The organism is Rhodobacteraceae bacterium M385 (assembly GCA_025141835.1).
Lineage (GTDB): Bacteria > Pseudomonadota > Alphaproteobacteria > Rhodobacterales > Rhodobacteraceae > Gymnodinialimonas.
Genome location: CP081102.1, coordinates 3476253 through 3500651 on the forward strand (window position 1 = coordinate 3476253; position 24399 = coordinate 3500651).

Annotated in this window: 22 protein-coding genes and 1 other RNA gene; 5 read left to right on the forward strand and 18 right to left on the reverse strand. The window is 60.7% G+C overall.

The window, feature by feature from the left end; all coding sequences use genetic code 11:
• Positions 1 to 35: 35 nt before the first annotated feature.
• From ccoS to K3728_17080, 14 genes are all read right to left on the reverse strand, one after another.
• Positions 36 to 191 (reverse strand): cbb3-type cytochrome oxidase assembly protein CcoS, encoded by a 156-nt coding sequence (gene ccoS, locus K3728_17015; protein ID UWQ95357.1) that lies wholly within the window; start codon positions 189 to 191, stop codon positions 36 to 38.
• Positions 191 to 2377, reverse strand: coding sequence for a heavy metal translocating P-type ATPase (locus K3728_17020; GenBank protein UWQ95358.1), 2187 nt, complete (start codon positions 2375 to 2377; stop codon positions 191 to 193). Before K3728_17020 ends, ccoS begins: the two co-directional genes overlap by 1 nt.
• Positions 2374 to 2853: a FixH family protein gene (locus K3728_17025; protein UWQ95359.1), complete on the reverse strand. Its 480-nt coding sequence runs from the start codon at positions 2851 to 2853 to the stop codon at positions 2374 to 2376. Before K3728_17025 ends, K3728_17020 begins: the two co-directional genes overlap by 4 nt.
• Positions 2850 to 4271: a cytochrome c oxidase accessory protein CcoG gene (gene ccoG / locus K3728_17030; GenBank protein UWQ95360.1), complete on the reverse strand. Its 1422-nt coding sequence runs from the start codon at positions 4269 to 4271 to the stop codon at positions 2850 to 2852. The genes K3728_17025 and ccoG overlap by 4 nt, the downstream gene beginning before the upstream one ends.
• A gap of 244 nt (positions 4272 to 4515) precedes the next feature.
• A complete protein-coding gene (gene ccoP / locus K3728_17035; GenBank protein UWQ95361.1) occupies positions 4516 to 5397 on the reverse strand; it encodes a cytochrome-c oxidase, cbb3-type subunit III in 882 nt (293 codons plus the stop codon).
• Positions 5394 to 5603 carry a cbb3-type cytochrome c oxidase subunit 3 gene (locus tag K3728_17040; protein UWQ97604.1) on the reverse strand — a complete coding sequence of 70 codons (210 nt, stop codon included), beginning with the start codon at positions 5601 to 5603 and terminating at the stop codon, positions 5394 to 5396. The genes ccoP and K3728_17040 overlap by 4 nt, the downstream gene beginning before the upstream one ends.
• A 13-nt stretch (positions 5604 to 5616) precedes the next feature.
• A complete protein-coding gene (gene ccoO, locus K3728_17045) occupies positions 5617 to 6339 on the reverse strand; it encodes a cytochrome-c oxidase, cbb3-type subunit II (GenBank protein UWQ95362.1) in 723 nt (240 codons plus the stop codon).
• A gap of 11 nt (positions 6340 to 6350) precedes the next feature.
• A complete protein-coding gene (gene ccoN, locus K3728_17050) occupies positions 6351 to 7952 on the reverse strand; it encodes a cytochrome-c oxidase, cbb3-type subunit I (protein UWQ95363.1) in 1602 nt (533 codons plus the stop codon).
• Between the two features lie 244 nt (positions 7953 to 8196).
• Entirely contained in the window at positions 8197 to 8946 is a 750-nt protein-coding gene (locus tag K3728_17055; GenBank protein ID UWQ95364.1) for a Crp/Fnr family transcriptional regulator, read from the reverse strand.
• Positions 8947 to 9099: 153 nt separating this feature from the next.
• Positions 9100 to 10992, reverse strand: coding sequence for an ABC transporter ATP-binding protein (locus K3728_17060; GenBank protein UWQ95365.1), 1893 nt, complete (start codon positions 10990 to 10992; stop codon positions 9100 to 9102).
• A gap of 25 nt (positions 10993 to 11017) precedes the next feature.
• Complete coding sequence (locus K3728_17065; GenBank protein ID UWQ95366.1) at positions 11018 to 12295, reverse strand: ABC transporter permease; 1278 nt, start codon at positions 12293 to 12295, stop codon at positions 11018 to 11020.
• A 4-nt stretch (positions 12296 to 12299) separates the two neighbouring features.
• Entirely contained in the window at positions 12300 to 13445 is a 1146-nt protein-coding gene (locus K3728_17070; protein UWQ95367.1) for an ABC transporter permease subunit, read from the reverse strand.
• A gap of 6 nt (positions 13446 to 13451) precedes the next feature.
• Positions 13452 to 15380 carry an extracellular solute-binding protein gene (locus tag K3728_17075; GenBank protein UWQ95368.1) on the reverse strand — a complete coding sequence of 643 codons (1929 nt, stop codon included), beginning with the start codon at positions 15378 to 15380 and terminating at the stop codon, positions 13452 to 13454.
• 216 nt (positions 15381 to 15596) lie between these two features.
• On the reverse strand, positions 15597 to 16109 hold the full coding sequence (locus tag K3728_17080) for a cytochrome c family protein (protein ID UWQ95369.1): 513 nt from the start codon (positions 16107 to 16109) through the stop codon (positions 15597 to 15599).
• Positions 16110 to 16217: 108 nt separating this feature from the next.
• Here K3728_17080 and K3728_17085 point away from each other — a divergent pair, with 108 nt between their 5' ends.
• Positions 16218 to 17048, forward strand: a complete 831-nt coding sequence (locus tag K3728_17085) for a prephenate dehydratase (GenBank protein ID UWQ95370.1) — start codon at positions 16218 to 16220, stop codon at positions 17046 to 17048.
• A gap of 36 nt (positions 17049 to 17084) precedes the next feature.
• Here the strand turns inward: K3728_17085 and K3728_17090 are convergent, their stop codons facing one another.
• Positions 17085 to 18938 carry a bifunctional 2',3'-cyclic-nucleotide 2'-phosphodiesterase/3'-nucleotidase gene (locus K3728_17090; protein UWQ95371.1) on the reverse strand — a complete coding sequence of 618 codons (1854 nt, stop codon included), beginning with the start codon at positions 18936 to 18938 and terminating at the stop codon, positions 17085 to 17087.
• Between the two features lie 200 nt (positions 18939 to 19138).
• Between K3728_17090 and nudC the strand changes: the two genes are divergently transcribed.
• Both nudC and K3728_17100 read left to right on the forward strand, forming a co-directional pair.
• Entirely contained in the window at positions 19139 to 20122 is a 984-nt protein-coding gene (gene nudC, locus K3728_17095) for an NAD(+) diphosphatase (GenBank protein UWQ95372.1), read from the forward strand.
• 89 nt (positions 20123 to 20211) lie between these two features.
• The gene (locus K3728_17100) at positions 20212 to 20682 is read left to right on the forward strand and encodes a hypothetical protein (protein ID UWQ95373.1); all 471 of its coding nucleotides are present in this window, start codon (positions 20212 to 20214) and stop codon (positions 20680 to 20682) included.
• On the opposite strand, the gene K3728_17105 is transcribed toward K3728_17100, so the two are convergent.
• The 3 genes from K3728_17105 to K3728_17115 all read right to left on the reverse strand — a co-directional run bounded on the left by K3728_17105 (position 20679) and on the right by K3728_17115 (position 22951).
• The gene (locus tag K3728_17105; GenBank protein ID UWQ95374.1) at positions 20679 to 21620 is read right to left on the reverse strand and encodes a DMT family transporter; all 942 of its coding nucleotides are present in this window, start codon (positions 21618 to 21620) and stop codon (positions 20679 to 20681) included. The two genes, K3728_17100 and K3728_17105, sit on opposite strands and share 4 nt — an antisense overlap.
• A 51-nt stretch (positions 21621 to 21671) precedes the next feature.
• Positions 21672 to 21932 (reverse strand): hypothetical protein, encoded by a 261-nt coding sequence (locus K3728_17110; protein ID UWQ95375.1) that lies wholly within the window; start codon positions 21930 to 21932, stop codon positions 21672 to 21674.
• A gap of 152 nt (positions 21933 to 22084) precedes the next feature.
• The gene (locus tag K3728_17115; protein UWQ95376.1) at positions 22085 to 22951 is read right to left on the reverse strand and encodes a neutral zinc metallopeptidase; all 867 of its coding nucleotides are present in this window, start codon (positions 22949 to 22951) and stop codon (positions 22085 to 22087) included.
• Positions 22952 to 23053: 102 nt separating this feature from the next.
• Here K3728_17115 and ffs point away from each other — a divergent pair.
• Both ffs and rsgA read left to right on the forward strand, forming a co-directional pair.
• Positions 23054 to 23152, forward strand: an RNA gene (gene ffs / locus K3728_17120) — signal recognition particle sRNA small type.
• Positions 23153 to 23345: 193 nt separating this feature from the next.
• A complete protein-coding gene (rsgA, locus tag K3728_17125) occupies positions 23346 to 24389 on the forward strand; it encodes a ribosome small subunit-dependent GTPase A (GenBank protein ID UWQ95377.1) in 1044 nt (347 codons plus the stop codon).
• The last annotated feature ends 10 nt before the right edge of the window (positions 24390 to 24399 follow it).

A 24399-nucleotide genomic window follows, 5' to 3' on the forward strand; every position in this document is an offset into this window, starting at 1 on the left:
GCCCCGCAAAACAGTGGACCCGCGTCTTCCCGTCCCTATTTCGGCTTGTCATCATAGTCATCGCGCAAAATCCGATGCGCGTCGCCTTCGGGGTCGTCAAACTGGCCCTTCTTCAGAAGCCACCAAAACGCGACAAGTCCCAAAGCCCCAAGGGCAAGGCTCACCGGGATCAACAAGCCAAGCACTTCCATCAGCGCAGCCGCAATGCGTTGAGCGATACGGTCAAGGACGAGCTGGACATCGCCAGCGCCGCGATCAGGGGCGAACACAGGCCCGCAACCGCCAGAGGCACGGCTAATAGGTTGTAGACAGAGGCGATGGTAAAGTTCTCCTTGATCCGTTTTCTCGCGGCAACTGACGTGGCCATTGCGTCAAGGATCGGGGCCAAGCTGCCCCCCGTCAACACCATGTCCGACGCGGCCCGTGCCGCCTCCAGCGCCGTGGCCGGAGAGATCGAGACGTCCGCCGCCGTGAGCGCCGCTGTGTCGTTCATCCCATCGCCCACCATCAACACCTTTGCGCCGCTATCGCGAAGCGCCCCAATTACCTTGGCCTTCGCTTCGGGCCGCGCCTCGGCCATCACTTCCGTGATCCCTATACGGGCCGCAAAGGCGCTTACCGCCGCCTCCACATCGCCCGACAGCAGAATCACACGTTTGCCTTGCGCTTTCAGCCCCGCCACCAGCGCTTCCGCTCCGGTACGGATTGTATCGTCAAAGGCGATCGCCTGCGCCGCCCCTTCCCCGATTTTCAGATAGGTCGCCGTGGTGGCCAATGCCTCTGCCCTGACCCATCCCGCGCGGCCCAGTCTTACCGTTTGCCCGCGCCATTGCCCCTCCAGGCCGAAACCGGGGTGTTCTTGCACGGCATCCAAGGCCACCGGGCTCACGCCCAGATCAGCAAGGCCCCGGGCCATGGATTGCGCCAGCGGATGCGCTGATCCTTGCGCCAAAGCCAGCGCCACGCCTTGGTCGGCATCTGAAAGCCGCTCCAACCCCAAGGCCACGGGCGCGCCATCGGTCAGCGTTCCGGTCTTGTCAAAAACCACCGTATCGACCTGCGCCAAACGCTCCAGCGCCGTGCCGCTTTTGATCAGCAAGCCCTTGCGGAACAATCGGGCCGAGGCCGCCGTGGTCACCGCAGGCACCGCCAACCCAAGGGCGCAGGGGCAGGTGATAATCAAAACCGCCGCCGCGATGTTCAGGGCCACGCGCAGGTCCATCGTCGCCAGAAACCACCCCACTGCCGCAAGGGCCGAGATGATGTGAACCCCCGGCGCATAGAGCTTGGCCGCCGCATCCGCGAGAGAGGTATAGTTGTTGCGACCCGCCTCGGCCACGGCGACCAAATCGGCGATCCGCGACAGCTCTGTGTCGCGCCCTGCTGCCTGAACCTCGACCGTGATGGCCCCTGTCAAATTCGCCTCACCCGCATGAACGACGTCGCCCGGCCCGGCCACCGCGGGCAGCGTTTCGCCTGTCATGATCGAACGGTCCAACTCGGTCGCCCCGTCACGCAACACGCCGTCCACCGGGATACGCCCGCCCGGAAGCACACGCACCAGATCGCCGGGGCGCACGTCGGCGACACTGACTGTTTGCGTCCCCTCCCCCGTGATCCGCAAAGCACGCGGCACTTCCAGCGCGGCCAATTCCTGTGCCGCAGAGCGGGCATTGGCACGGGTCCTGTGATCCAGATAACGGCCCGCCAAAAGGAAGGTACACAGCGCGATTGCGGCGTCGAAATAGGCGTGCTCGCCTGACAGCATCGTCTCGTAAAGGGAGGTGCCGACAGCAAGCACGATCGCCAGCGTGATCGGCACATCCATGTTCAAGCGCCCCGCCTTCAGCGCCGCGAAGGCCGAGGCATAGAATGGCTGGCCCGTAAAAATAACGGCGGGAATAGCAATCGCGGCACTGATCCAATGCATCATGTCGCGGGTCACGCCTTCGGCCCCGGACCACACGGCGACCGACAAGAGCATCACGTTCATCATCGCGAAAACAGCCACCGCAAGGCGCATCAGAAGGGCGCGGCCTTTGGCGTCAATCTCGGTCGCCGCCAGAACGCCGGGGTCCAACGCGTGCGCCTCAAACCCTGCGTCCGTCAGGGCGTGGCAAAGGGTGTCCGCGTCAACGTCCAGATCGGCCTCGACCGCGACACGGCGCAGGGTCAGGTTGACCCGCGCGTCACGCACGCCGGGCAGCGCGTGCAATACCCGCTCCACCCCCGAAATACACCCGGCACAGTGGATGCCCGGCACGGCGATCATCAGCCGCGCTTGCACGGGCGCGGCTCCGGCAACCTGCTCGGCCAAGGGGGCCACATCGCACGCCGGACAGGCCGAGGGCCGCGCAGGATCGGCGAGGGCTGTCATGGTCGCGCAACCGAGAAGGTGATGTTGTGGCGATATTCCGTGCCACTGCGCGACAGGCCCGTCATCCGCAAACGCCAGCGCCCGACATCCAGATCAGCAGGCGCGATCAAGGTGCCGTTCGGCCCACGCGTCAGGGTAAGCAACTGATCGTCAGCTTGCGTCGTGGGGCGGGTCAAAAGCGCCTCTAGCTCTGCCGGGTAAACCGGACGGCCCGCGTCATCCACAAGGGTCAGGATCACCTGCCCCGGCCCGGTTTCGACCGAGGCCTGCCAACCCAACGCCTCTTGCGCATGGCGGCGGGCGTCGAAGGTTTGGCTATCGGCGTAGCTGGACGAGACCTCTACCCCCGGAAAGGTTGAAACCGCTTGAAACGCCATAAACAGGTTCACCCCGATGATGATCCCGAAGCAGCCGCCAAAGATGCCCAGAACATGCCATCCGGTGAGTTTGCGTTGGGTGTCGGATTGCGTGGTCATTGCGTGCCCTGCCCGATGAAAGATTGCGATTGATAGGCGCGTTCGTTGGTGCCGAATTCCTCGACCCAGAAGCGCAGTTCTGTCCGGTCCGCCGTGGCCGCCGGATCGTCGGGCCGCGCGATGACATAGACCCGTTGCAACAGGGTTTCGTCGGCGGGCACATCGACCATCAAATCCTGGCCGCCTTCGAGGTCCACCCGAAGGATCTCGTCCGAGGTCAGGCCAATACGGAACACGGCGTCGCCTTGGGTCATGTTGCGGATGCGGATATCATAGGTGTTACGGATCGAGCCATCGGACAGGGTCACGAATTGCGGATTGCGCACGGGCGCGACGGTCAGGCCAATCTCGGACCGGATAAACAACGCCACCACAAGGCCAACCCCGATCAGCGACCACAGAGCCGTGTAGATCAACGTTCGAGGCCGCAAGATGTGGCGCATTACGGGCACCTTTGGGTTGCCCTCACGCTCATTCGCTTCATCGGTCAGGGCGAGGTAATCAATCAGCCCGCGCTCGCGGCCGGTTTTTTCCATGATCTCGTCGCAGGCGTCGATACAGAGGGCGCAGGTGATACACTCCATCTGCTGGCCGTCGCGGATGTCGATGCCCATGGGGCAGACGTTGACGCAGGCGTTACAGTCAATGCAGTCGCCCAATCCTTCGCGGTCCTTGCCTTTGCCGCGATCTTCGCCGCGCCAGTCGCGGTAGGCCACGGTGATCGAATGCTCGTCCATCATCGCCGCTTGGATGCGGGGCCACGGGCAGGCGTAGATGCAAATCTGTTCCCGCGCGAAACCGCCAAACAGGAAGGTGGTGGCGGTCAGAACGCCGACTGTTGCATAGGCCACAAAAGCCGCTTGCCCGGTCAACAAATCCCGCAGCAGCGTGGGGGCGTCAGCGAAGTAGAAAACCCAAGCGCCGCCTGTGGCCACGGCGATCAGCAGCCAGACGATCCACTTGGTGATCCGTAGCCGCCATTTGCGCAGGTCCCACTTGCCTTTCCACAGGCGCAGGCGAGCGTTGCGGTCGCCCTCAATCCAGCGCTCGACCGTGTAGAACAGGTCGGTCCAGACCGTTTGCGGACAGGTATAGCCGCACCACACGCGGCCCAGAGCCGAGGTAAACAGAAACAGGCCTAGGCCCGCCATAATCAACAGGCCCGCGACGAAATAGAATTCGTGGGGCCAAATCTCGATCCAGAAGAAGAAGAACCGGCGCCCGGCCATGTCTACCAGAACAGCTTGATCCGGCAGGCTGGGGCCACGGTCCCACCTGATCCAAGGGGTGATGTAGTAAATCCCAAGGGTCACAAACATGATGACCCATTTCAGGTTTCGGAACGTACCTTTCACCTTTTTAGGAAAGATAGGCTCCTGCGCAGCATAGAGCTTTGGCGGGGCATCACTGGAAGACATGGGGTTTCCTGAGAATCGGTTTCTGTTCGCTCTTCAGCAATAGGAGGGGAGTGGGCGGACCGCTTTGACGTGGATCAAGTCGCCGTAAGAATGGCAGAACGCCCCTTCGGCGGGAAAACCGAGGGGGCGCTGTGGACGCGGAAGGTTGTGGCGACAGCCCCGCGCGATGGTGCGAACAGGACGCGGGGCTGTGCCGAACCCGCGACGATGGAGGCCGCGAGTTACCGGGTTGTCAGGGCAGAGGCTACTCGCCGCCGCCCCGGCTGTGGATGTAGATCGCGGTGGCGCGCACTTCGGCCTCGCTCAACCGGCCCGACCAAGGGGGCATGACGCCAAAGCGCGAATGACGCACGGTTTCCTCAATCGCCTCTGGCGTGCCGCCGTAAAGCCAGATGCGGTCCGTCAGGTTGGGTGCGCCCAGATAGCGGTCGCCCATAGCATTATCACCGTGGCAGGCTGCGCAATTGTCGAGGAACACCGTTTCCCCGGCGGCGGCCAGCGTGGTGTCAGCCTCTTGATCCGATACCGTTAGCACGTAGTTGACCACTTGGCTGATCTCCTCGTCGGACAAGATGCCCTCGAACGCAGTCATCTCGGACCAGCGGGCGTCTGGGTCTTCCTCGTTTCGGATGCCGTGGGCGATGGTTTGATGGATGTCATCGACCGTGCCGCCCCATAGCCAATCATCGTCGAGCAAGCTGGGGTAGCCCGAGGCCTGCACCCCGTTCGCGCCGCGTCCGTGGCACTGGGAACACCAGGTCGCAAAGGTTGCCCCGCCCGACTGGATGGAGAAGTTATAGAGGTCAGGCATGTCCTCTTGGGTGACCCCTGCCAGATCAACTTCCGTCAATTGTGTGCGCAAATCGGCGTTAAGCGCGTCATAACGGTCAATCTCTTCGGCGACCTCGGCACGGGTGGAGTAGCCCAGAAGCCCCGGTGTCGCGCCCGAAATCATCGGCCAAGCGGGATAGGCCACCGTGTAAAGCAGCGCCCAAACGATGGTCGCGTACAGGCACCATAACCACCAGCGCGGTAGCGGGTTGTTGAACTCTTGAATGCCGTCCCAGCTGTGACCCGTGGTTTCGGGATCATCGGGATGCAGGTTGGAATGTTCTTGATCGGTCATTGGCGGGGCTCCCTTGCGTGGGCCGCAGAGATATCGTGGTCCGAGGCGGGTTTATCATCGTGCCGGAAGGGGATTTCAGCGGTCTCGCTGTGCACACCCCGAGAGCCGGGCCGGAAGGCGTAAAGAATGAACCCTAGAAAGCTGAGCACCAAAAACACGGTGCCGATGCTGCCAGAGAGCTCCCTTAGAAACGTATAATCTTGCATCATCCGCCCTCTCCTATCGGCTTTCTTCCGGCGTGAAGGTCGAGAAATCGACCATCGTGCCGAGCACTTGCAGGTAGGCAATCAACGCATCCATTTCGGTCACGTTAGGGTTGCCATCAAAGTCACGTTGTTGCGCGCCGGGGTAGCGATCCAGCACCCCGGCATCGCCAAAGTCGGTGGCCTGTTCGATGAAATCGAGGCGCGCGTTTTCCAGCATTTCGTCGGTATACGGCACGCCCACGATCCGGTGGGTGGCCATCAGGTCGCCCACGGACTCGCCGTCCAGCCGCGTATCCGCAAGGAAGGCGTAGGACGGCATGATGCTTTCGGGCACAACGGATTGTGGCAGCACCAAGTGATCGTAATGCCATTCATCGGAATAGCGCCCGCCGACCCGTGCCAAATCCGGCCCGGTGCGTTTTGACCCCCAAACGAACGGATGGTCATACTGGCTTTCTGCGGCCAGTGAGTAATGGCCGTAGCGCTCTACCTCATCACGCATGGGGCGGATCATCTGACTGTGGCAGACGGTGCAGCCTTCGCGAATGTAGATCTCTCGGCCCGCCAGCTCTAGTGGCGAGTAGGGGCGCACGCCCTCCACATCCTCGATGGTGTTTTCCAGGTAGAACAACGGCGCAATCTCTACCACGCCGCCGATGGTCACGACCACGAAGCTCAGCGCCAGAAGCAGCGTCGCGTTGGTCTCGATCTTCTTGTGTTGGTCAAGGAAACCCATGATCCCTCTCCTTATTCTGCTGGGACAGCGGAGTTGGTGTCGGCCACAGCCTCACCACTTCGCACTGTCATCCACAGGTTCCACGCCATGATCAGAGCGCCGGACAGATACATGATCCCGCCCAAACCCCGGACCACATACATCGGCAGTTTCGCTTCGACGGTGTCCGCGAAAGAGTTCACGAGGAAGCCCTGCGCATCCACTTCGCGCCACATCAGGCCCTCCATGATACCGGTCACCCACATCGACGAGGCGTAGAGAACGATCCCCACCGTCGCGAGCCAGAAGTGCCAGGACACGGCCCGCACGCTGTAAAGCGACGCTTTGTTCCAGAGCTTGGGGAACAGGTAGTAGAGCATCCCGAAGGTAATCATCCCGTTCCAACCAAGCGCGCCGGAATGCACGTGGCCAATGGTCCAATCGGTGTAATGCGACAGTGAGTTCACGGCGCGGATCGACATCATCGGACCTTCAAAGGTGGACATGCCGTAGAACGCGAGGCTCGTGACCATCATCCGCAGGATCGGATCGGTGCGCAGCTTGTCCCATGCCCCTTGCAAGGTCATCAGGCCGTTAATCATGCCACCCCAGCTTGGCATCCACAGCACGATCGAGAAGACCATACCAAGGGTCGCCGCCCAATCAGGCAAGGCGGTGTAATGAAGGTGGTGGGGGCCGGCCCATATATACAGGAAGATCAGCGCCCAGAAGTGGATGATCGACAGCTTATAAGAATAGACGGGACGTTCGGCCTGTTTCGGCACGAAGTAATACATCATCCCCAGGAAACCGGCGGTCAGGAAAAAGCCCACGGCGTTGTGACCGTACCACCATTGGGTCATCGCGCTTTGTACGCCCGACATGACTTGCACAGAGCGTGATCCGAAGATCGACACCGGCACCGCCATGTTGTTCACAAGGTGCAGCATGGCGACGGTGACGATGAACGCCAGCAAGAACCAGTTGGCTACGTAGATGTGCGGCTCTTTCCTTGTCAGGATCGTACCCATGTAGACCAGAAGGAAGGCGACCCACACAATGGTCAGCCAAAGGTCCACGTACCATTCAGGCTCTGCGTATTCCAAGCTTTGGGTCGCGCCCATCAGGTAGCCTGTCGCCGCCAGAACGATGAACAACTGATAGCCCCAAAACACGAACCAGCTCAGGTTGCCGCCCCACATGCGGACCGCGCAGGTGCGCTGGCCGATGTAGAACGTCGCCGCGATCAAGGCATTGCCGCCGAACGCGAAAATCACCGCAGAGGTGTGAAGGGGCCGAAGTCTGCCGAAGTTCAGATAGGGTTGAGCCCATTCGAAATTGAGCACCGGGAACGCCAGTTGGAAGGCGATGAACACGCCCACCAAAAAGCCTGTGCAGCCCCAGAAAACGGTGGCAATCGCCGCCGCTTTCACCGGGCCGTCCATGTATTCATCCTGCGGCGCTGGCACCTTCTCTTCATCGATGAGGCGCAATTGCCATAGGAATAGCCCGCCAGACACCAGCATGATCAGGATTGCATGGACCTTGTAGGCAAAATCCAACCCGTAGTTCGCGGCAATCGCCGCAAGGACCGTTATCAGCCCTAGGATCGCAAGCTTCACATAATCAAGCATGGATCGTCCCCTTCGTTGTGCTTCACACGAAAGGGGGGCACGCCCAAACCTGTCGCCAAAGCTGTTCCATCGAAGGCTTGATCGCGGATTGTGCGGGGTCGTACCTTGATCTGTGTCAAGGAATGCAGAGATTGCCCTAGGATCGCTTGTCCCTGTCGAAAGACATGGGAAAACAACCGCGTTGCGGGCAAGCACCTATGATTTCAGGGGTTAGAGGCCGCCACGGACTGGCGACTGGAACCAATTAGGCGATAATTCCGCCCTCGGCATCGTCGCCGGTTTCAACCAGCAGCGCATCAAAGTTGGGCACGATGACTTGGCGTTTGCCTTCCAGCAGAATCACCCCGTCCCGTTTCAAACCCGAGATTTGGCGGCTCACAGTTTCCAGCGTCAGGCCCAGATATTCGGACATCGCTTCGCGGGTCAGAGGCAATTCAAACCGCATGTTCGCCTGCGCCCGGGTTCCCGAAACGCTGGCATCACGACGGGCGAGAATGGCAAGGAAGCTGGCGATTTTCTCCCGGGCGGTCTTGCGGCCAAGGATCAACATCCACTCCCGCGCGGCGTCCAACTCATCCAGCGTCATCTCCAGCAAGCGCTCGCTGACGTGGGGAGTATTCACCATAATATCCTGGAACGGCTTGCGACGGAAACAGCACAGGGTCACGTCCGTGGTGGCCGTGACGTCATAGGTGATCCGGTCACGGTTCGGGCGGCCAATGAAGTCCGATGCCAGAAGCAGGCCCACCACTTGGCGGCGGCCATCCTCCATGGTTTGGGTCAATGTCGCGACCCCAGAGACGACCGAGGCGACGAAGGTCATCTCATCGCCCGACCACGCGATAACATCGCCCGCTGCGTAAGTGCGGTAGAACTTCACCGCGTCCAATTGCTCAAGCTCATCGGCGTCACAACGCGCGCAGACGGCGCGATGCCGGATCGGGCATCCGGAGCAATCGCTCGGGACACCAAGGGCGGGCAGTTGTTCGTTCATGTTGTGGTCCTTGTTCGCGAGAACCGAAGTCGGCCGCTGTTGATTGCAATCAACGCGCCTGTTTCCATCTCATTAACGCTTACCAAGAAGGCACGGTACGCTCAACTGCGGCGTATCAGCTTGGGGTCTGCCACAGACCGCGCGACGGTGGGATCAAAGCGGGTTTTCATCCCCGAAAGCGGCCTTCATCAGCTGGCGCGTATAGGCGGTGCGCGGCTCAGCAAACAGCTGTTCGGCGTCGCCTGCTTCCACTACATCGCCTTGCTTCATCACCATCACCTTATGGGACAGCGCCCGCACAACTTTCAGGTCGTGCGAGATGAACAGATAGGCCAGCTTGTGTTCGCGCTGAAGGCGGCGCAGCAGGTCCACGATCTGCACCTGCACTGTCATGTCGAGCGCGCTTGTCGGCTCGTCCAGAACCACCAGTTTAGGGCGCAGGATCATGGCGCGGGCGATGGCAATGCGCTGCCGCTGTCCGCCAGAAAATTCGTGCGGGTAGCGGTGCATCATGGCGGCGTCCAGGCCGACTTCTTCCAGAACCTCACCGACGCGCCGCGTGTGGCCCCGGCTTTTGCCCTGTACCGTTAGCCCTTCGGCCACGATCTGCCCAACGGTCATCCGAGGACTAAGTGACCCGAACGGATCTTGGAACACGATCTGGATGTCTTTGCGGATCGCCCGCAACTCGGACTTCTCAAGGCCTTGCAGTTCCTGCCCTTCAAACTTGATCGAGCCCTCGGACCCGATCAGGCGCATGATCGCCAGCGCCAGCGTTGTCTTGCCCGACCCGCTTTCCCCCACGACGCCAAGGGTCTCCCCTTCACGGATGGAGATTGTCGCCTCGTTCACCGCTTTCACATGGCCCACAGTGCGCCGCAGAAGGCCGCGCTGGATCGGGAACCAGATGCGCAGCTTGTCGGTGGTCAACAGTTCTTTCGCGCCCTCGGGCACCGGGTCTGGCGCGCCGGTCGGCTCTGCCCCCAACAGCTTGCGGGTGTAGGGGTGTTGCGGGTTCTCGAAGATATCGACGGTGCGGCCTTGCTCCACGATCTCGCCGCCCTGCATAACACAGACGCGATCGGCGATACGGCGCACGATGGCAAGGTCGTGGGTGATGAACAGAAGGCTCATGCCTTCGCGTCGCTTCAAATCGGCCAGCAGTTCAAGAATTTGCGCCTGAATGGTCACGTCCAGCGCCGTTGTCGGTTCATCGGCGATCAACAGATCTGGCCCGTTGGCCAATGCCATGGCGATCATCACGCGCTGCCGTTGTCCGCCCGATAGTTGGTGTGGATAGGCCCCCAGCCGAGACTCCGGGTCGCGAATACCGACCTTGGTCAGCAGTTCCACAATGCGCTGATGCAATCCCGACGGCAGCGCGTTGCGCATCCCCAAGCCGCGGCAAAGCGCCTGAAGCAACAACAGAGGTACTCCGATGATTGCCGCCCAAATGAAGCCCTGCGCCACTGCCCCCACGGCTGCGGCAAGCAGAACCACCACGGCGTTAGTGACAGAATTCAGGGCCTCCGGCGCGAATGAAATCGGTTCCCCAAAACGGACAACGGCGAAGTAGTAGAACGCCGCCAGCGTCAGCAGTCCCCACAGCACCATCAGGCCCCGCCACAGGCTGGCGTTGGCCAAGTTGCGGGCCATCCGGCGCAACCCGTTTGGATAGGTGTAGCCCCCGTGTAGCACCAGGCTTTCTGCCATTTGCCGTTCAATCGTGTGAAGCGGGTTCAGCGATGTCATCGGCTCTTGGAAAATGAAGCTGATGTCGTTGCCGCGCACTTGGCGCAGCTTGGCTTCCGATGCGCCGACCATTTGCTCGCCGTTGTAGGTTATCGAGCCTCCAAGGCTGGCCGAGGAGGGCAGAAGGTCCACCGACGACAGTGCCGTCACCGATTTGCCCGAGCCGCTTTCGCCGACCAAGGCCACGGTTTCACCCTTGTCCACATGGAACGACACGCCGCGCACAGCATGGACCGTGCGCCCATCCTGGGCGAAATCCACCGTCAGGTCTTTCACGTCCAACACACGCTTCATCGGGATATGCCTGCGAAAAGAGAGGTCATTGGAACGTCTTTCTAGGATCGAACCCGTCGCGCACGCCCTCAAAAACGAACACCAAGAGCGACAGCATGATGGCGAAGGTGAAGAACGCCGTGAAGCCAAGCCACGGGGCTTGCAGGTTGTTCTTCGCTTGCAGGGTCATCTCGCCCAAGGACGGCTCGGACGACGGCAGGCCGAAGCCCAGAAAATCAAGGGAGGCAAGGCTACCGATGGTGCCCGTCACGATGAAGGGCATGAAGGTCAACGTCGCGACCATCGCATTGGGCAGAACATGCCGATACATGATCTTGCCACTGCCCACCCCAAGGGCTCGGGCGGCGCGGACATATTCGAAGTTTCGCGCCCGCAGGAACTCGGCCCGGACCACGCCCACAAGGCCTGTCCAGCCAAACGCCACCATAAGCCCCACCAATAGCCAGAAACTCATCGGCAAGATCGTGGCCATGATGATGATGACATAAAGGCTTGGCGTCGCGCCCCAAATCTCGATCAGGCGCTGTACGGACAGGTCCAGCCAGCCACCAAAGAAGCCCTGCACAGCACCGGCAAATATCCCGATGACCGAGGCAAGAAACGTCACGATCAGCGCAAAGCTAACCGAAAGGCGAAATCCATAGATCGCCCTAGCCGCCAAATCCCGAGAGGTATCATCGGTGCCCAAAACGTTGGTGCCCGCCAAAGGTTCGGGCAGGAAGCCAAAGCTGTAGGACCAATCTTCACGCTCGGCCCCGGCGGGCAGTTGGAACACCGGGTCGGCATCGGGATCAACAAGCGAGGTATAGTAGCCATTGATGACATTGGGCGGCGCCGGGGCCACGCCTGGACGATCCACAATGGAGTCGAAGTTATGGGGCACCAAAGGCCATGTGATCGAGCCGCGTTGGATCGTGGCACCTTCATACTCACCTGTGGCCTCCACCGTGTCGATGACCCCTTCGGGATCGTCCCAACAGTCTTGCAAGCCGCCGGAAATTATCAGGCATTGCACTTCGATATCGCGATAGACGGCCTCGGTCCTGAAATCGCCGCCAAACGCGGTTTCGGGGTAGAAGTTGAAGATCGGATAGTAGGATTGCCCCTGATAGCTCACCATCAAGGGGCGGTCGTTGGCCAGAAACGGGGCAAACAGGCTAAGCCCGTAGAGAACCGCGAATATCCAAAGGGACCAGAAGGCGCGGCGGTTCGCCTTGAAGTTACGCCAGCGGCGCCGGGTCAGTGGCGAAATCCAGCCGCCTTGACGCAGCTCGGGGGCGGAGGTGTTGGATTGGCGTGCCATCGCGCTACCCCTCCCGCTTTTCAAAGTCGATACGGGGGTCGATCCAGACGTACATCAGGTCCGAAATAATCCCGACACCCAACCCGATCAGGCCAAAGACATAGAGCGTCCCGAACATCACCGAATAGTCGCGGCTTACGGCGGCCTCGAACCCCAAACGGCCCAAACCATCGAGCGAGAAGATCGTCTCGATAATGATCGACCCGCCGAAGAACACGCCGACAAACACAGCCGGGAAACCAGCGATCACGATCAGCATGGCGTTGCGGAAAACGTGACCATAAAGCACGCGCCGTTCGGGCAGACCCTTGGCCTTCGCCGTCATCACATATTGCTTCTTGATCTCATCCAGGAACGAGTTCTTCGTCAGCAACGTCAGGGTCGCAAACGCGGAAATGGTGGAGGCCAGAACCGGCAGGGCAATGTGCCAGAAGTAGTCGCCGATTTGCTGGATGAAATTCATATCCTCAAACCCGTCCGAGGTAAGCCCCCGCAGGGGGAACCATTGCAGGTAGCGCCCTCCGGCAAAGACGATCAGCAGCATGATCGCAAAAAGAAAGCCGGGGATCGCGTAGGCCACAATGATGATGCCAGATGTGACGCTGTCGAAGGTCGTGCCATCGCGCACTGCCTTGCGGATGCCCAAGGGGATCGACACAGCATAGGCGATCAGCGTGGACCACAGGCCCAGAGAGATCGACACAGGCAGTTTTTCCTGCACAAGCTCCAACACGCCGATGGACCGGAAGTAGCTTTCGCCGAAATCGAAGCGAAGATAATCCCACATCATTATCACGAATTGCTCTGCCACCGGGATGTCTTCGACGACGCAGGCATCTTCATCAAGGTCCGGCTCTCCGGTGAAGCCGTCTTCGCAGACGATGCGCGCGAAGCGGAATTCCACCCGCAGGCTATCGAGGTATTGCGGCGGCAGCCCGCGTGCGCCTTGGCTTTCAAATTCATTGTCGCCAATCGCTTCCGAGCCCCCGCCCGAAATACCGGCGAAGACGTCCCCCTCGCCCTCCAGCTGCGCGAGCACTTGGTCAATCGGGCCGCCGGGGACGAATTGGATGAGAATGAAGTTGACCAGCATCACCCCAAGAAGGGTCGGGATGACCAGCAACAAACGTCTGAGGATGTAGGATCCCATAGTGGCTTAGAACGCCCCTTGGTCGCGCAGGGCCTGTTCGGCTTCGGCGTCAATCCACCAGAAATCGAGGAAGCCAAGCGAGTAGGGCGGAAGCTCTTCTGGGTAACGATACATATCGTAATAGGCGACCCAATGGCTTGCGTTGTACCATTGGCCCACGCGGATCACACGGTCACGCAGGACCCGGTCCAATGCTGTGACGGCCACGTCCAGCTCTTCACGGGTCTCGGCGTTCACCACAACCTCGATCAGTGCGTCGATACCTTCATCGGCCAGACCCGGCACGTTGAACAGGCTCTCATCCGCCCCGAGGGAGCCGAAGTATTGCCGCAGACCAGCGCCGGGCTCGTAGCCCATGGCGAAATGGTCGGTAATCATGTCGAAATCACCATCGCGCTGGCGTTGCTGCAACTGGGCGTTGTCCACCCGATTGAGCGAGGCATTCACGCCGATCGCCCGCAGGTTTTCCACGTAGGGGTTGATGATCCGGTCAAACAGAGGAGAGGAGTTCAGGAACTCCACATCCAGCGTGTCGCCGTCCGCGTTGCGCAGCATCCCGTCATCGCCGGGGGTCCAGCCCGCTTCTTCCAGCAATGCCGTGGCGCGGCGCGATTGGCGTCGGTCCAAGGCCCGATCTGGGTTAGAGAGGGGAACGGAATAGGCTTCTTGAGTGAAGACAGTTTCCGGCAGTTGATCGCGTAGCGGTTCCAGAAGTTCCAATTCAGCCGCGGACGGCAGGCCTTCGGCTTCCATCCAAGTGTTTTCCCAGAAGCTGACGACCGGGGAATACAGGCCGTAGAACAGTGTTTCGTTCGACCATTCGAAGTTGAACATATGGGCGATAGCGCTGCGCACGCGCACATCTTGGAACTGCGGGCGGCGCAGGTTGATCATGAACGACTGCCCCGTAGCAATGGTGCCATCGGGCAATTCCGCCTGCACGACAGTGCCGTTTTCCAACGCCGGGAAGTCGTAGTTGTTGGCCCAGGCTTGGCTGCTGCTTTCCTGGCGGAACGTGTAATTGCCCGCAGTAAAACCTTCGAAGGCGGCAAGGCTGTCACCGTAGTATTCAATACGGATCGAATCGAAATTGTTGCGCCCTTGATTGAGCCACAGGTCGTCGCCCCAGTAATCGTCGTTGCGTACAAAGACCGTGCGGCGGCCCGGGTCCACTTCGCCCAAGACGTAGGCGGCAGAACCAATCAGCGGCTCTAGGCGGCTTTCCTCAAAATCGCGGCCGCTGGCCTCGTGGCTGGCTTGGCTGAACACCGGCAAGCCGCCCGCTGTCTGAATACGGTCACGCAGAGGCGCATCGGGGTTGAAGGTGTAGCGGATGGAGCGATCGTCGATAACTTCGGCGCTCTCGATCGTGTTGGGGATGTTGGCTTGGAAAGAAGGCAAGCCTTCGTCACGCAGGATCTCGTAAGAGAACAAGACATCATGGGCTGTCATGGGGGTGCCGTCCGAGAACGCCACCTCATCACGCAGGGTGAAGATCACATAGGACCGGTCTTCGGGATAGGCGAATTCCGAGCAGAGCAGGCAATAGGCCGAGCCGATTTCATCAGCGGTGCCCTCAAGCATGGGCTCAAAAAAGATCGACGACAGAACCGCTGGCCGCCCGATCCGACTGTAGGGGTGCATCGAGTCGAAAGAGCCCGACGACCAAGCGAAAGAAATTTCACCGCCACGGGGCGCGTCAGGGTTCACGTAGTTCAGATGCGGCGCATCAGGACCATAGCCGGGTTCCCCAAAGGTCGAGATTCCAGAAGCATGGATCAGCCCATCTTCGCCGACCTCCTGCGCCTTCGCACTGATCGCAAAGAGGCCAAGGATCAACGTCGCGCCAGCAAGAGGCAAGGCCAATGCCTGCCAAGGGGTGCGCGCATCCTCACGCGCTTTGGCGGCGACTTTCGGGGCGTCATGGTTCTGCATCTGCACCTCCCTTTGGGCGTCTTGTTCATTGGCCGGCAGTATTCTTCCCGGCACCCCCATTATTATGGGTCATGTGACGTTAGTGACCAGCCCCCCCAAGGTTCAAGTTGAGATTTCGTGATCGGGCGGTGAACGCCTGCATTTTTGCCGATTCCCTTGGCCAAACGCAAAACGCCGCCCAAACGGGCGGCGCTGCGGATCAGACTGACCGAATTCTTATTGCGTTGCGAGGTAGGCAATCAGGTTGGCGCGGTCTTCGATGTCGCCCATACCGCCATAGCTCATCGCTGTGCCGGTGGCGTAACCACGGGGGTTGGCAATGAATTCCGACAGGTTCTCAGGGGTCCATTCGCCGCCCAAGGTGGCCAATGCATCGGAGTAGCTGAAGCCATCGGCCGTTGCGACGGGGCGACCCACGATACCAGCAAGGTAGGGACCAACACCGTTACGCCCCGCGTCCAGCGCGTGGCAGGCCGAACACTGGCGCCACAAACGCTCACCCGCGCCTGCATCGGCAGCGGCGTAAACTTCTTCGAACGGGACAGCCACTTCTTCAACAACCGCAGCCGCGCCATCTTCAGGCACTTCCACGCGATACCCGCTGACGTGGTCTTCGCTATGGTGGTCTACGTTATAAAGCTCCTCAGCGGCCCAACCGCCCAGAAGAAGTACCAGAAGAGCAGCGCAGAGTGCGCCGCCGGCTTTTGTGATCGTCATCGTGTCGAACATGTCGGCTCCACGGGAATGTCGCTAGTTGGGCGTATCTATTGTGTTCCGTCTGCCTATGGCAAGGTGTAGGGAGCGCGACCAAACGACCTTTTTGCTTTGGATTTGACAATGACGGACCGCATCGCCTTCCAGGGGGAACCCGGAGCCTACTCGCATCAAGCATGCTTTGATGCCCGCCCAGACCTTGAAGCATTGCCTTGCGGCAGCTTCGAGGACGTGATCGAGGCAGTCCGATCAGGTGCCGCACAGCAGGCCATGGTGCCGGTGGAAAATTCGACCTACGGGCGGGTGGCAGACATCCACCGCCTGCTGCCAGAATCAGGTCTGCATATCGTGGATGAGGCATTCGTGCGGGTGCATATCAACGTCTTGGGGGTGCCCGGCGCGAAGCTGGAAGACGTGACAGAGGCCCACAGCCACCTTGTTTTGTTGCCTCAATGCGGAAAATTTCTGAACGAGCACAACATCAAGGGGCGGGTCAGCAGCGACAACGCCCGTGCCGCACGGGACGTGGCCGCGTGGGAGGACAAATCCAAAGCGGCGCTGGCATCCGAGTTGGCTGGCGACATCTATGGGCTCGATGTTCTGGCTCGCCATATTGAGGATCACGACCGCAACACCACACGTTTCTTGGTCATGGCCCCCGAGGCCGACATGACCCGGCGGGCAGAGCGGATGATGACCACTTTCGTTTTCCGCGTCCGCAACATTCCCGCCGCGCTTTACAAAGCGATGGGCGGGTTTGCGACCAATGGCGTCAACATGACCAAGCTCGAATCGTACATGGTTGACGGGTCTTTCACCGCGACTCAGTTCTATTCGGATATCGAAGGCCACCCCGACGACGCCAATGTGCAACTGGCGATGGAGGAGTTGGGGTACTTCACCGACAAGCTGAAAATCCTTGGCACCTATCCGGCCGATACCTCTCGCGACTGACGCAACTTTGCGCCGCGACCTTGGGATCGCCCCCGCTTAGGGCAATGTCATGGAAAACTGTTGGAACCCGTTTTCAGCCAGCTCCAAGGGGGTCAGGCCCAATTCGGCACAGCGCGCGGCATGGGCCAAGGCGCCCGGTCCGGTTTCAAACACCACCTGAGCGCCTGCGACGGGGGCGAAGCTGAACGTCTGCTCTACCACTGGATTTAGCGGCCCGGCGCTATTGCTGATGTAACTGGCCACGGCTTCTCGGATCGACAGCCGTGCCGAGATCACCTCCTCCGCCTTTTCTGCGGCATGCATATGTCCGCCCCCTGCCGCGCGGTAGGAATTTGTGATAACCAGTACCTCATCGCGTGGACCCAAGGGCGTACCGTCAGCCAAGCAGAGGTTGCGAATGCGGCCGGCGGTGTCGAAGACTTCATCCCCATCGGCATTGGTCCGCGCCGGACGAGACACGTCGATCTGATACCGTAACCCGGCAAGCCGATCGAAATTATAGGGGGCAAAGTCGTGGTCGATCAGTGGCTGGAGACTGGGTTTGCCGGGCAATATCTGCCGAAATAGCGAGGCCGAGCGTTCCAACCATTCCGCCACCTCCTGCCCTGTCAGGCGTAATACGCTCAGCATATTGGGATAGGCATAGAGATCTGCTGCATGGCGCAACCGCAAGGGGCCCACAGGCACATCCGTGTAGCTACGCGGGCCTGAGCGCCCGCCTGCCTTGAACGGCGCGACTGCTGATACCACCGGCAGCTGCGCCAAACTCGGCTCTGCGGCGATCAGGGGTTTTGCCATATCCCATTGCGCATCCGCGATAACTTGCGTCGCGGCACAGGGTGCGATGACCGAAAAGTAGGTTTCAAGCGGCACATCGCTGGCCCCCAGAAACCGCGCCACATAGGCGCGGGTTGCCCGATGCTCTACCGCGATCTGCTGGCGCAGCTCTGGATTGTCCGCGAAAATCCGGGCGCGAGTCTCCACTCCCAAAGCCCGCTTTTGCTTGGACGCCAGGTTTGCCGCCCTCGACTGACGCACACGCCACGGGCCCTTGCCATCAGCCCGGTCCAGAACCAGATCAATGCACCCGAGATGAGAGCCGTAGGCCCCCGGTTGAACGATAGGGGCGTAGGTGCCCATTGGCGCAAGGTCAGTCGCGTCGGCTCGCACCTTATGGGTGTGGCCCGCCACCACCCCATCTACCCCGGCAATCTTCGCCACTTGCAGCGCCACATTTTCCGCGCCCGCCTTGGCGTCTGGTTGGCCATAGCCGGAATGGGCCAGCGCCAACACGATATCAACGCCCTCCTCCCGCAGCGCAGCCACTTCGCCGCGCAGCGCGCCAAGCATATCATCCACCGCCATGCAGTTCTGCAAATGCGGCTTGTTCCATTGCGCCACCTGAGGCGGCACACCGCCAGTGATGCCGATCCGCAGCGTGTGAACCTCGCCCACGCTATCGATGACCTCGCGGGTCAAAACGCACCGCGGGGGCACAAAGCCGTAACCTGCGGTGCAATGGACGTTGGCAGAAACGATCGGGAACGATGCCCCTTCAATCGACGCAGAAAGATGCGGCAAGCCAAAGTCGAAGTCGTGGTTTCCAAGGGTCGCCGCATCATAGCCAAGGGCGTTCATGGCCACGATCATGGGGTGTAAGCGCCCGGCGGGTACGATCTCGGCCACGGCAGCATCGGCCAGAGGTGCGCCTTGCAAGGTATCGCCATTGTCGAGGAGCAGCACGTTTTTCGCAGCCGCTCGCGCCGCGTTAATCAACTCTTCCAACTGGGCCAAACCGACCGAATTATCACGGCGGTCTGTGAAGTAATCGAACGGAAGCAGATGTGCATGTAAATCAGTCGTAGCGAGCACCCGAAGGTGCACCGTCATTCCCGCCGCTGTCCCCTGCGCGGTTGCAATTTGTTCTGGGAAGGTCATTTTCGCCCTTACCTCGTGTTTGGCTAGAACTTGGCCTGTTGACCGCGGTTTTCGAAGGACTACACAACGCGCATGCCCTGAATGTCGGGGCGATTATGCATTATGTTGCCACGGCGTCACACCTTTGGGCAATGGTTACGAAAGGGTTAACAATGCGCCTGAGCGAAGACGTCACTTTTGGGACTTCCGGCATGGACCGCGCGGCGGCGCTGCGGTTGGACCTTGGCCGATTGCAGGCCGCGTTGAAGGCCGGGTCACCGGTTTTGCCGGTTTGGCGGGGCAAGGTACTGGTGGAGGGCAAGCCCGAAGATGGCGACGTCAAGCTGGCCTATCGCACAATGGCGGACCCGGTCTTATCGAAAGCCCGCGAAGAGCCGATCCTGATCGGCCTGCACGAAGATGGCGAAACGCCTGTCTTCGCGCTCGACATATCGGTTTGGGAGCCGAAAACAGTGGATGAGGCAGCCGTTAACACGTTCCTTGATCCCACCGTGCAAATTCACCCGGCTGAGCGCCTTTCCGGCGCAGGGTTCCGAGAGTTGCGGGCTTTGATGACCCACCTCACCCGTCGCGAGGCCGAGGTAGCAGCCACCGCACGCGCAGTCATGATGTGGCATTCGACCCATCAGTTTTGTGCCAAATGCGGCGCGAAAAGCGCGATGACGCAAGCCGGTTGGCAACGCGACTGCGCAAGCTGCGACGCCAAACATTTTCCGCGCACCGATCCGGTGGTGATCATGTTGATCACCCACGGGGACAAGGTTCTTGTTGGACGCTCTCCGGGGTGGCCCGAGGGGATGTATTCCCTTTTGGCCGGCTTCGTGGAGCCGGGCGAAACCATCGAGGCCGCCGTGCGCCGAGAGGTTTTTGAGGAATCCGGCGTCTACGTGGGCCGCGTAGACTACCTTGCCAGCCAGCCATGGCCCTTCCCCGCATCGCTGATGTTCGGATGCAAAGGCGACGCGCTCAGCACCGAGATTGAGATTGACCCGGACGAAATCGAGGATGCCAAATGGGTCAGCCGGTCCCAGATGCTCGAGGTCTTTGCCGGGAATGACCCCACCATGTTGCCCGCCCGCAAAGGCGCAATTGCGCACTTTCTGTTGCATCATTGGCTGGCAGATACGCTCGATTAACCCCATGGGAAGGGTTTGCGGGTAGTCGGACTTGACGCAATGGGTCAAGGACGGGCAGATCAGAGGCAAGCAAGAAAAATGGAACGGGCATGAAATTCAAGGTTTCTGAAGACGTAGACGCGCCAGCGGATATCACATGGTCACGGTTCACCGATTTTTCGGGGATCGAGGCCGAGGCAACCGGGCGTGGCGCGGACCTGTCGCGGGTGGGCAATTGGACGACGGCCAGCCAAGGCAAAGGCTGGCGTGGATCGGCGAAAATCCGGGGGCGTGTGCGCCCTGTCACGTCCGAAATCAGCGCCCTTGACGGACCGCTTCGGTGCGAGATCACCACCACAGTCGGCGGCATGGAAGCGGTCTATGAAATGACCTTCCTAGAACTGCGCGATGACATGACCCGCGTGCAGGTCACGCTGGACCTGTCGGCCAACACGCTGTCGGCTCGCCTGGCGCTGCAAACGCTCAAGTTAGCTCGGGGGCGGGTGATGCAGCGACTGCAAGGGTTGCTGGCGCGTCAAGGTAACTTGGCCGAAGACGACTACCGCCGCGCCCGCGCTTAGGGCTGGGGGGTGCCTGCACGGCGTGCGCCCCGTTGAATGCCAAGCGAGCGTTCGCGCAGAATGATCGCGATGCCTGCAAACACAATCAGGGCAGCGCCGCAGATCATGGTAAGAGATGGCACCTCTCCGAATACCGAGTAGCCGACGATGATCGCCAGAAGCATGGACGTGTATTCAAACGGCGCAATCAAGGAGGCATCGGCGTTGCGGTAAGACGACGTCAGCAAGATCTGCCCAACCCCGCCCGCAAGCCCCGCAAGGATCAGCGTGACGTATTGGCCCGGCGTCGGCCACACCCACCCCCACGGTAAGGTCAGCAGCGACAAGACCGTCGCCGTGATCGAGAACCAAAACACGATCGCCGCCGTGCGTTCCGTCTGCACAAGTTTGCGCACAAAGACCTGCGCCAGTGCCGCACAAACGGCCCCCATCAGGACAAGAACCGCCCCAAGGGCTTGGCCGGTATCGACGTTCTCCGGGTCCACGGCCAAGCGCGGCGACAGAACGATCAAGACACCGCCAAGGCCCACGGCCACCATCGACAGCCGGAACAGGCGCACTTCTTCGCCCAGAAACATCGCCGCGAAGATCACCACAAGGATCGGGGCCGCGTAGCCGATGGCCGTCACTTCAGGCAGCGGCAAAAGGCCAAGGCCCGCAAAGCCAAGGCCCATGGCCGATGTCCCCACCAGACCGCGCCAAACATGGCCCATGGGGTTCTTCGTCTCTAGGCCATGAGCAAGGTCATGCTTCATCATCAGCCATGCCAAAATCACCGGAATCGCAAAGAGCGAACGGAAGAACACCGCTTGGCCCGGCGGCACACTCCCGGAGGACGATTTGATTAACGACGCCATGGCGACGAACACGCAGACCGAGGCGATTTTCAGGGCAATTCCGCGAAGCGGGCGTTGCGGCGTAGTTTGAGTTTCTGGCATGGGCCTTGGGTACGCCTGTCGTCGCCCCTTCCGCAAGGGCAGCGCTGCAAATTACCCGATCGCGGCACCGCTATCGGCAAGCGCCCGGTCGTTTTTGGCATGGCGGCTTACCATTTTGGTAGCGCGTTTGTCGTTCACCAAGGGCCGCATAGGGGCCATAACGGCAAGGGTACGCTTCAGTTGATTTCGGGTCAGGTCGAGAATGGTGCAGACCTCCTCCAAGCAACCAAAACTGACCGAGCCGAGCGCTTTTGGCCCCAAATTGCACGCCGGGAATGACCGTCGCGCGGGCACCGGGTTCCAGAATGGCATCAAGGGGGAAGGTCAACCAACTCTCGCCCCCTCCCCCGTCCACAAACGCCCCCCCGAGATATCTATCGGCCACGGCCGACGCGTCCCTTTGGGCTAATTCGTTCCGCATATACTGCGCGATCTGGACATGGATGCGGTTGGAGAGGTGCGTCTTAAAGTTGGTCCGCCGCAAACGTATCGCAAGCGTTTGGATCACCAGAGTTATAGCCGATGGTAAACCACCGCTGTCGCTGCGCTGAGGTGCCATGGGTGAAGGTATGGGGATTAACGGCGCGCCCCGCGCGGGCTTGCAGGTAATCGTCGCCAATCCGCTCGGCTGCATTAAGAGCCTCTTCCAGATCACCCGGCTCTAACACCCCCTCCAAGCGAGAGGCCCACACCCCGGAAAAGCAATCGGCTTGCAGTTCGATCATCACCGAAATTTCGTTTGATCGGGTCTGGGAAGACGTCGCACGGATACGGTTGGCCTCTCCTAATATGCCCAACTCCTGCTGGATATGGTGGGCCACCTCATGAGCGATAACGTAGGCTGCTGCGAAGTCTCCTCCTGCGCCCAGTTCCCGTGCCATGTAGGCGAAGAACGCGGTGTCGAGGTAGGCGCGTTGATCGGCCGGACAGTAGAACGGCCCGGTGGATGCCTGCGCCCCACCGCACCCCGATTGGGTTGCGCCGGAAAACAAGACCAGTGACGGGGGATCGTACCGCTCGCCAAAGGCTTGGGGGTAGATGTCGGCCCAGATATCCTCGGTCGTGGCAAGGACTTGGCTGGCGAAGCGCCCGGCTTCGTCTTCGGCTGCTGTCAGTTCTCGGGTTTGGGGTTGCTGCTGTTGCATGGGCGCGCCTTGCTGATCCAGCAGAGGCGTCAGGTCCACGCCAAAGAAATAGCCCAAAGCGACCACGGCCAGCACGCCCACGATGCTGCCTCCGCTCGCGCGCCCTGACAGGCGCGGGCCGCCACCGCCGCGTCGGCGGCGCTGGTCGATCACGTTGCGGCTGGTTCTTCTGTTACGCAAACGCATGGCGGATCTCCTTCGGTGCATCTTTGGCGGTTCCGAAATCACCTTAAGCGCTTCGTGCAACTGCGTCTTGCGGTTTTCGCCCGTTGCCCCTATCTACCCAGTCGAGGGGTTGGCGCGGGCAAGCACTTCGCCAACTCGGTCAGATCCGGAAGGAAGCAGCCGTAACGATTCCCGCTTGGGTCGTTGTTCAGCCTCTCACCACATTCCGGCGCGTTGCAGTGCGACGCGCCAAAGCCGCTTCGCCGATGGCGACAAGGCGGCGTTTCATACCGGAGGTTTTATGCCGATTGCATTCTCTCTCCGGGCCTGTGTCTGAAATCAGACCACGCCCGAAGAATTGACCGCGTAGCTTGATGCCGCGCCTTTCGTCATGACCATTCGGGATACTCCTACAATGACACTTCCTTCACTTGCTGACCTTGGCTGGACCAATCGGCATATCGCGCAACTGACCGACGAGGATGCGGGCGCTGTGCCAGCGCGCGTCAACAAGGTCTCGCGCACCCGTATCACCGCTTTCAGCGCCCAAGGCCCTTTGCGGCTTGTTACTCAAGGCGACGAAAGCACCGGCGATTATGTGACCGGCGATTGGGTGCTGGCCGATGCCGATCAAGGCATCGTGCTGCGCCGCCTAGAGCGGGACACCCTGCTAACCCGTCGCGCCGCCGGGTCGGGGTTAGAAACGCAGTTGATCGCGGCCAATGTCGATACGCTCGGCATCGTCACGTCTTGCAACGCGGATTTCAACATCGCTCGGCTGGAGCGTTATCTGGCAATGGCGGCCTCAGCCGGGTGTCTGCCGCTGATCATTCTGACCAAATCCGACATGGCCGACGATCCGCGAGAGTTTGAGCGCCGGGCCGAGGCACTTTCGCCGTTGGCCTCGGCTATCGCCATGAACGCCAAGGCCGACGACGCGGCCGAGGTGTTGAAGCCGTGGGCCAAGAATGGACAAACCTTCGCGCTGGTCGGCTCATCCGGCGTCGGCAAAACCACCTTGGCCAATGCGTTGACGGGCGCTGATGACGCTACAGCCGATATCCGAGAGGATGACGCCAAGGGCCGCCACACCACCACGTCACGGGGTTTGGCCCCAACGATCTTCGGCGGCTGGCTGATCGACACGCCCGGAATGCGGGCTTTGCGACTGAACGACGCCGCCGACGGCATCGGCGCAGTCTTCGCCGATATCGAGGAACTGACGGATCAATGTAAGTTCCGTAACTGCTCGCACGTGGCAGAGCCGGGCTGCGCGGTGCAAACAGCCGTGGCTGAAGGGAAGCTGGAAGCGGACCGGGTGAAGCGGTTCTTGAAGCTGGTCCGAGAGGACGAGATCAACCAAGAGGCTGCCCACGAACGCCGCGCGAGAGAGAAAGACTTCAAGAAAATGACCAAAACGGTGATTGCCGCGTCAAAGCACAAGCGCGGCAAGAAGTAGACGCGGCACG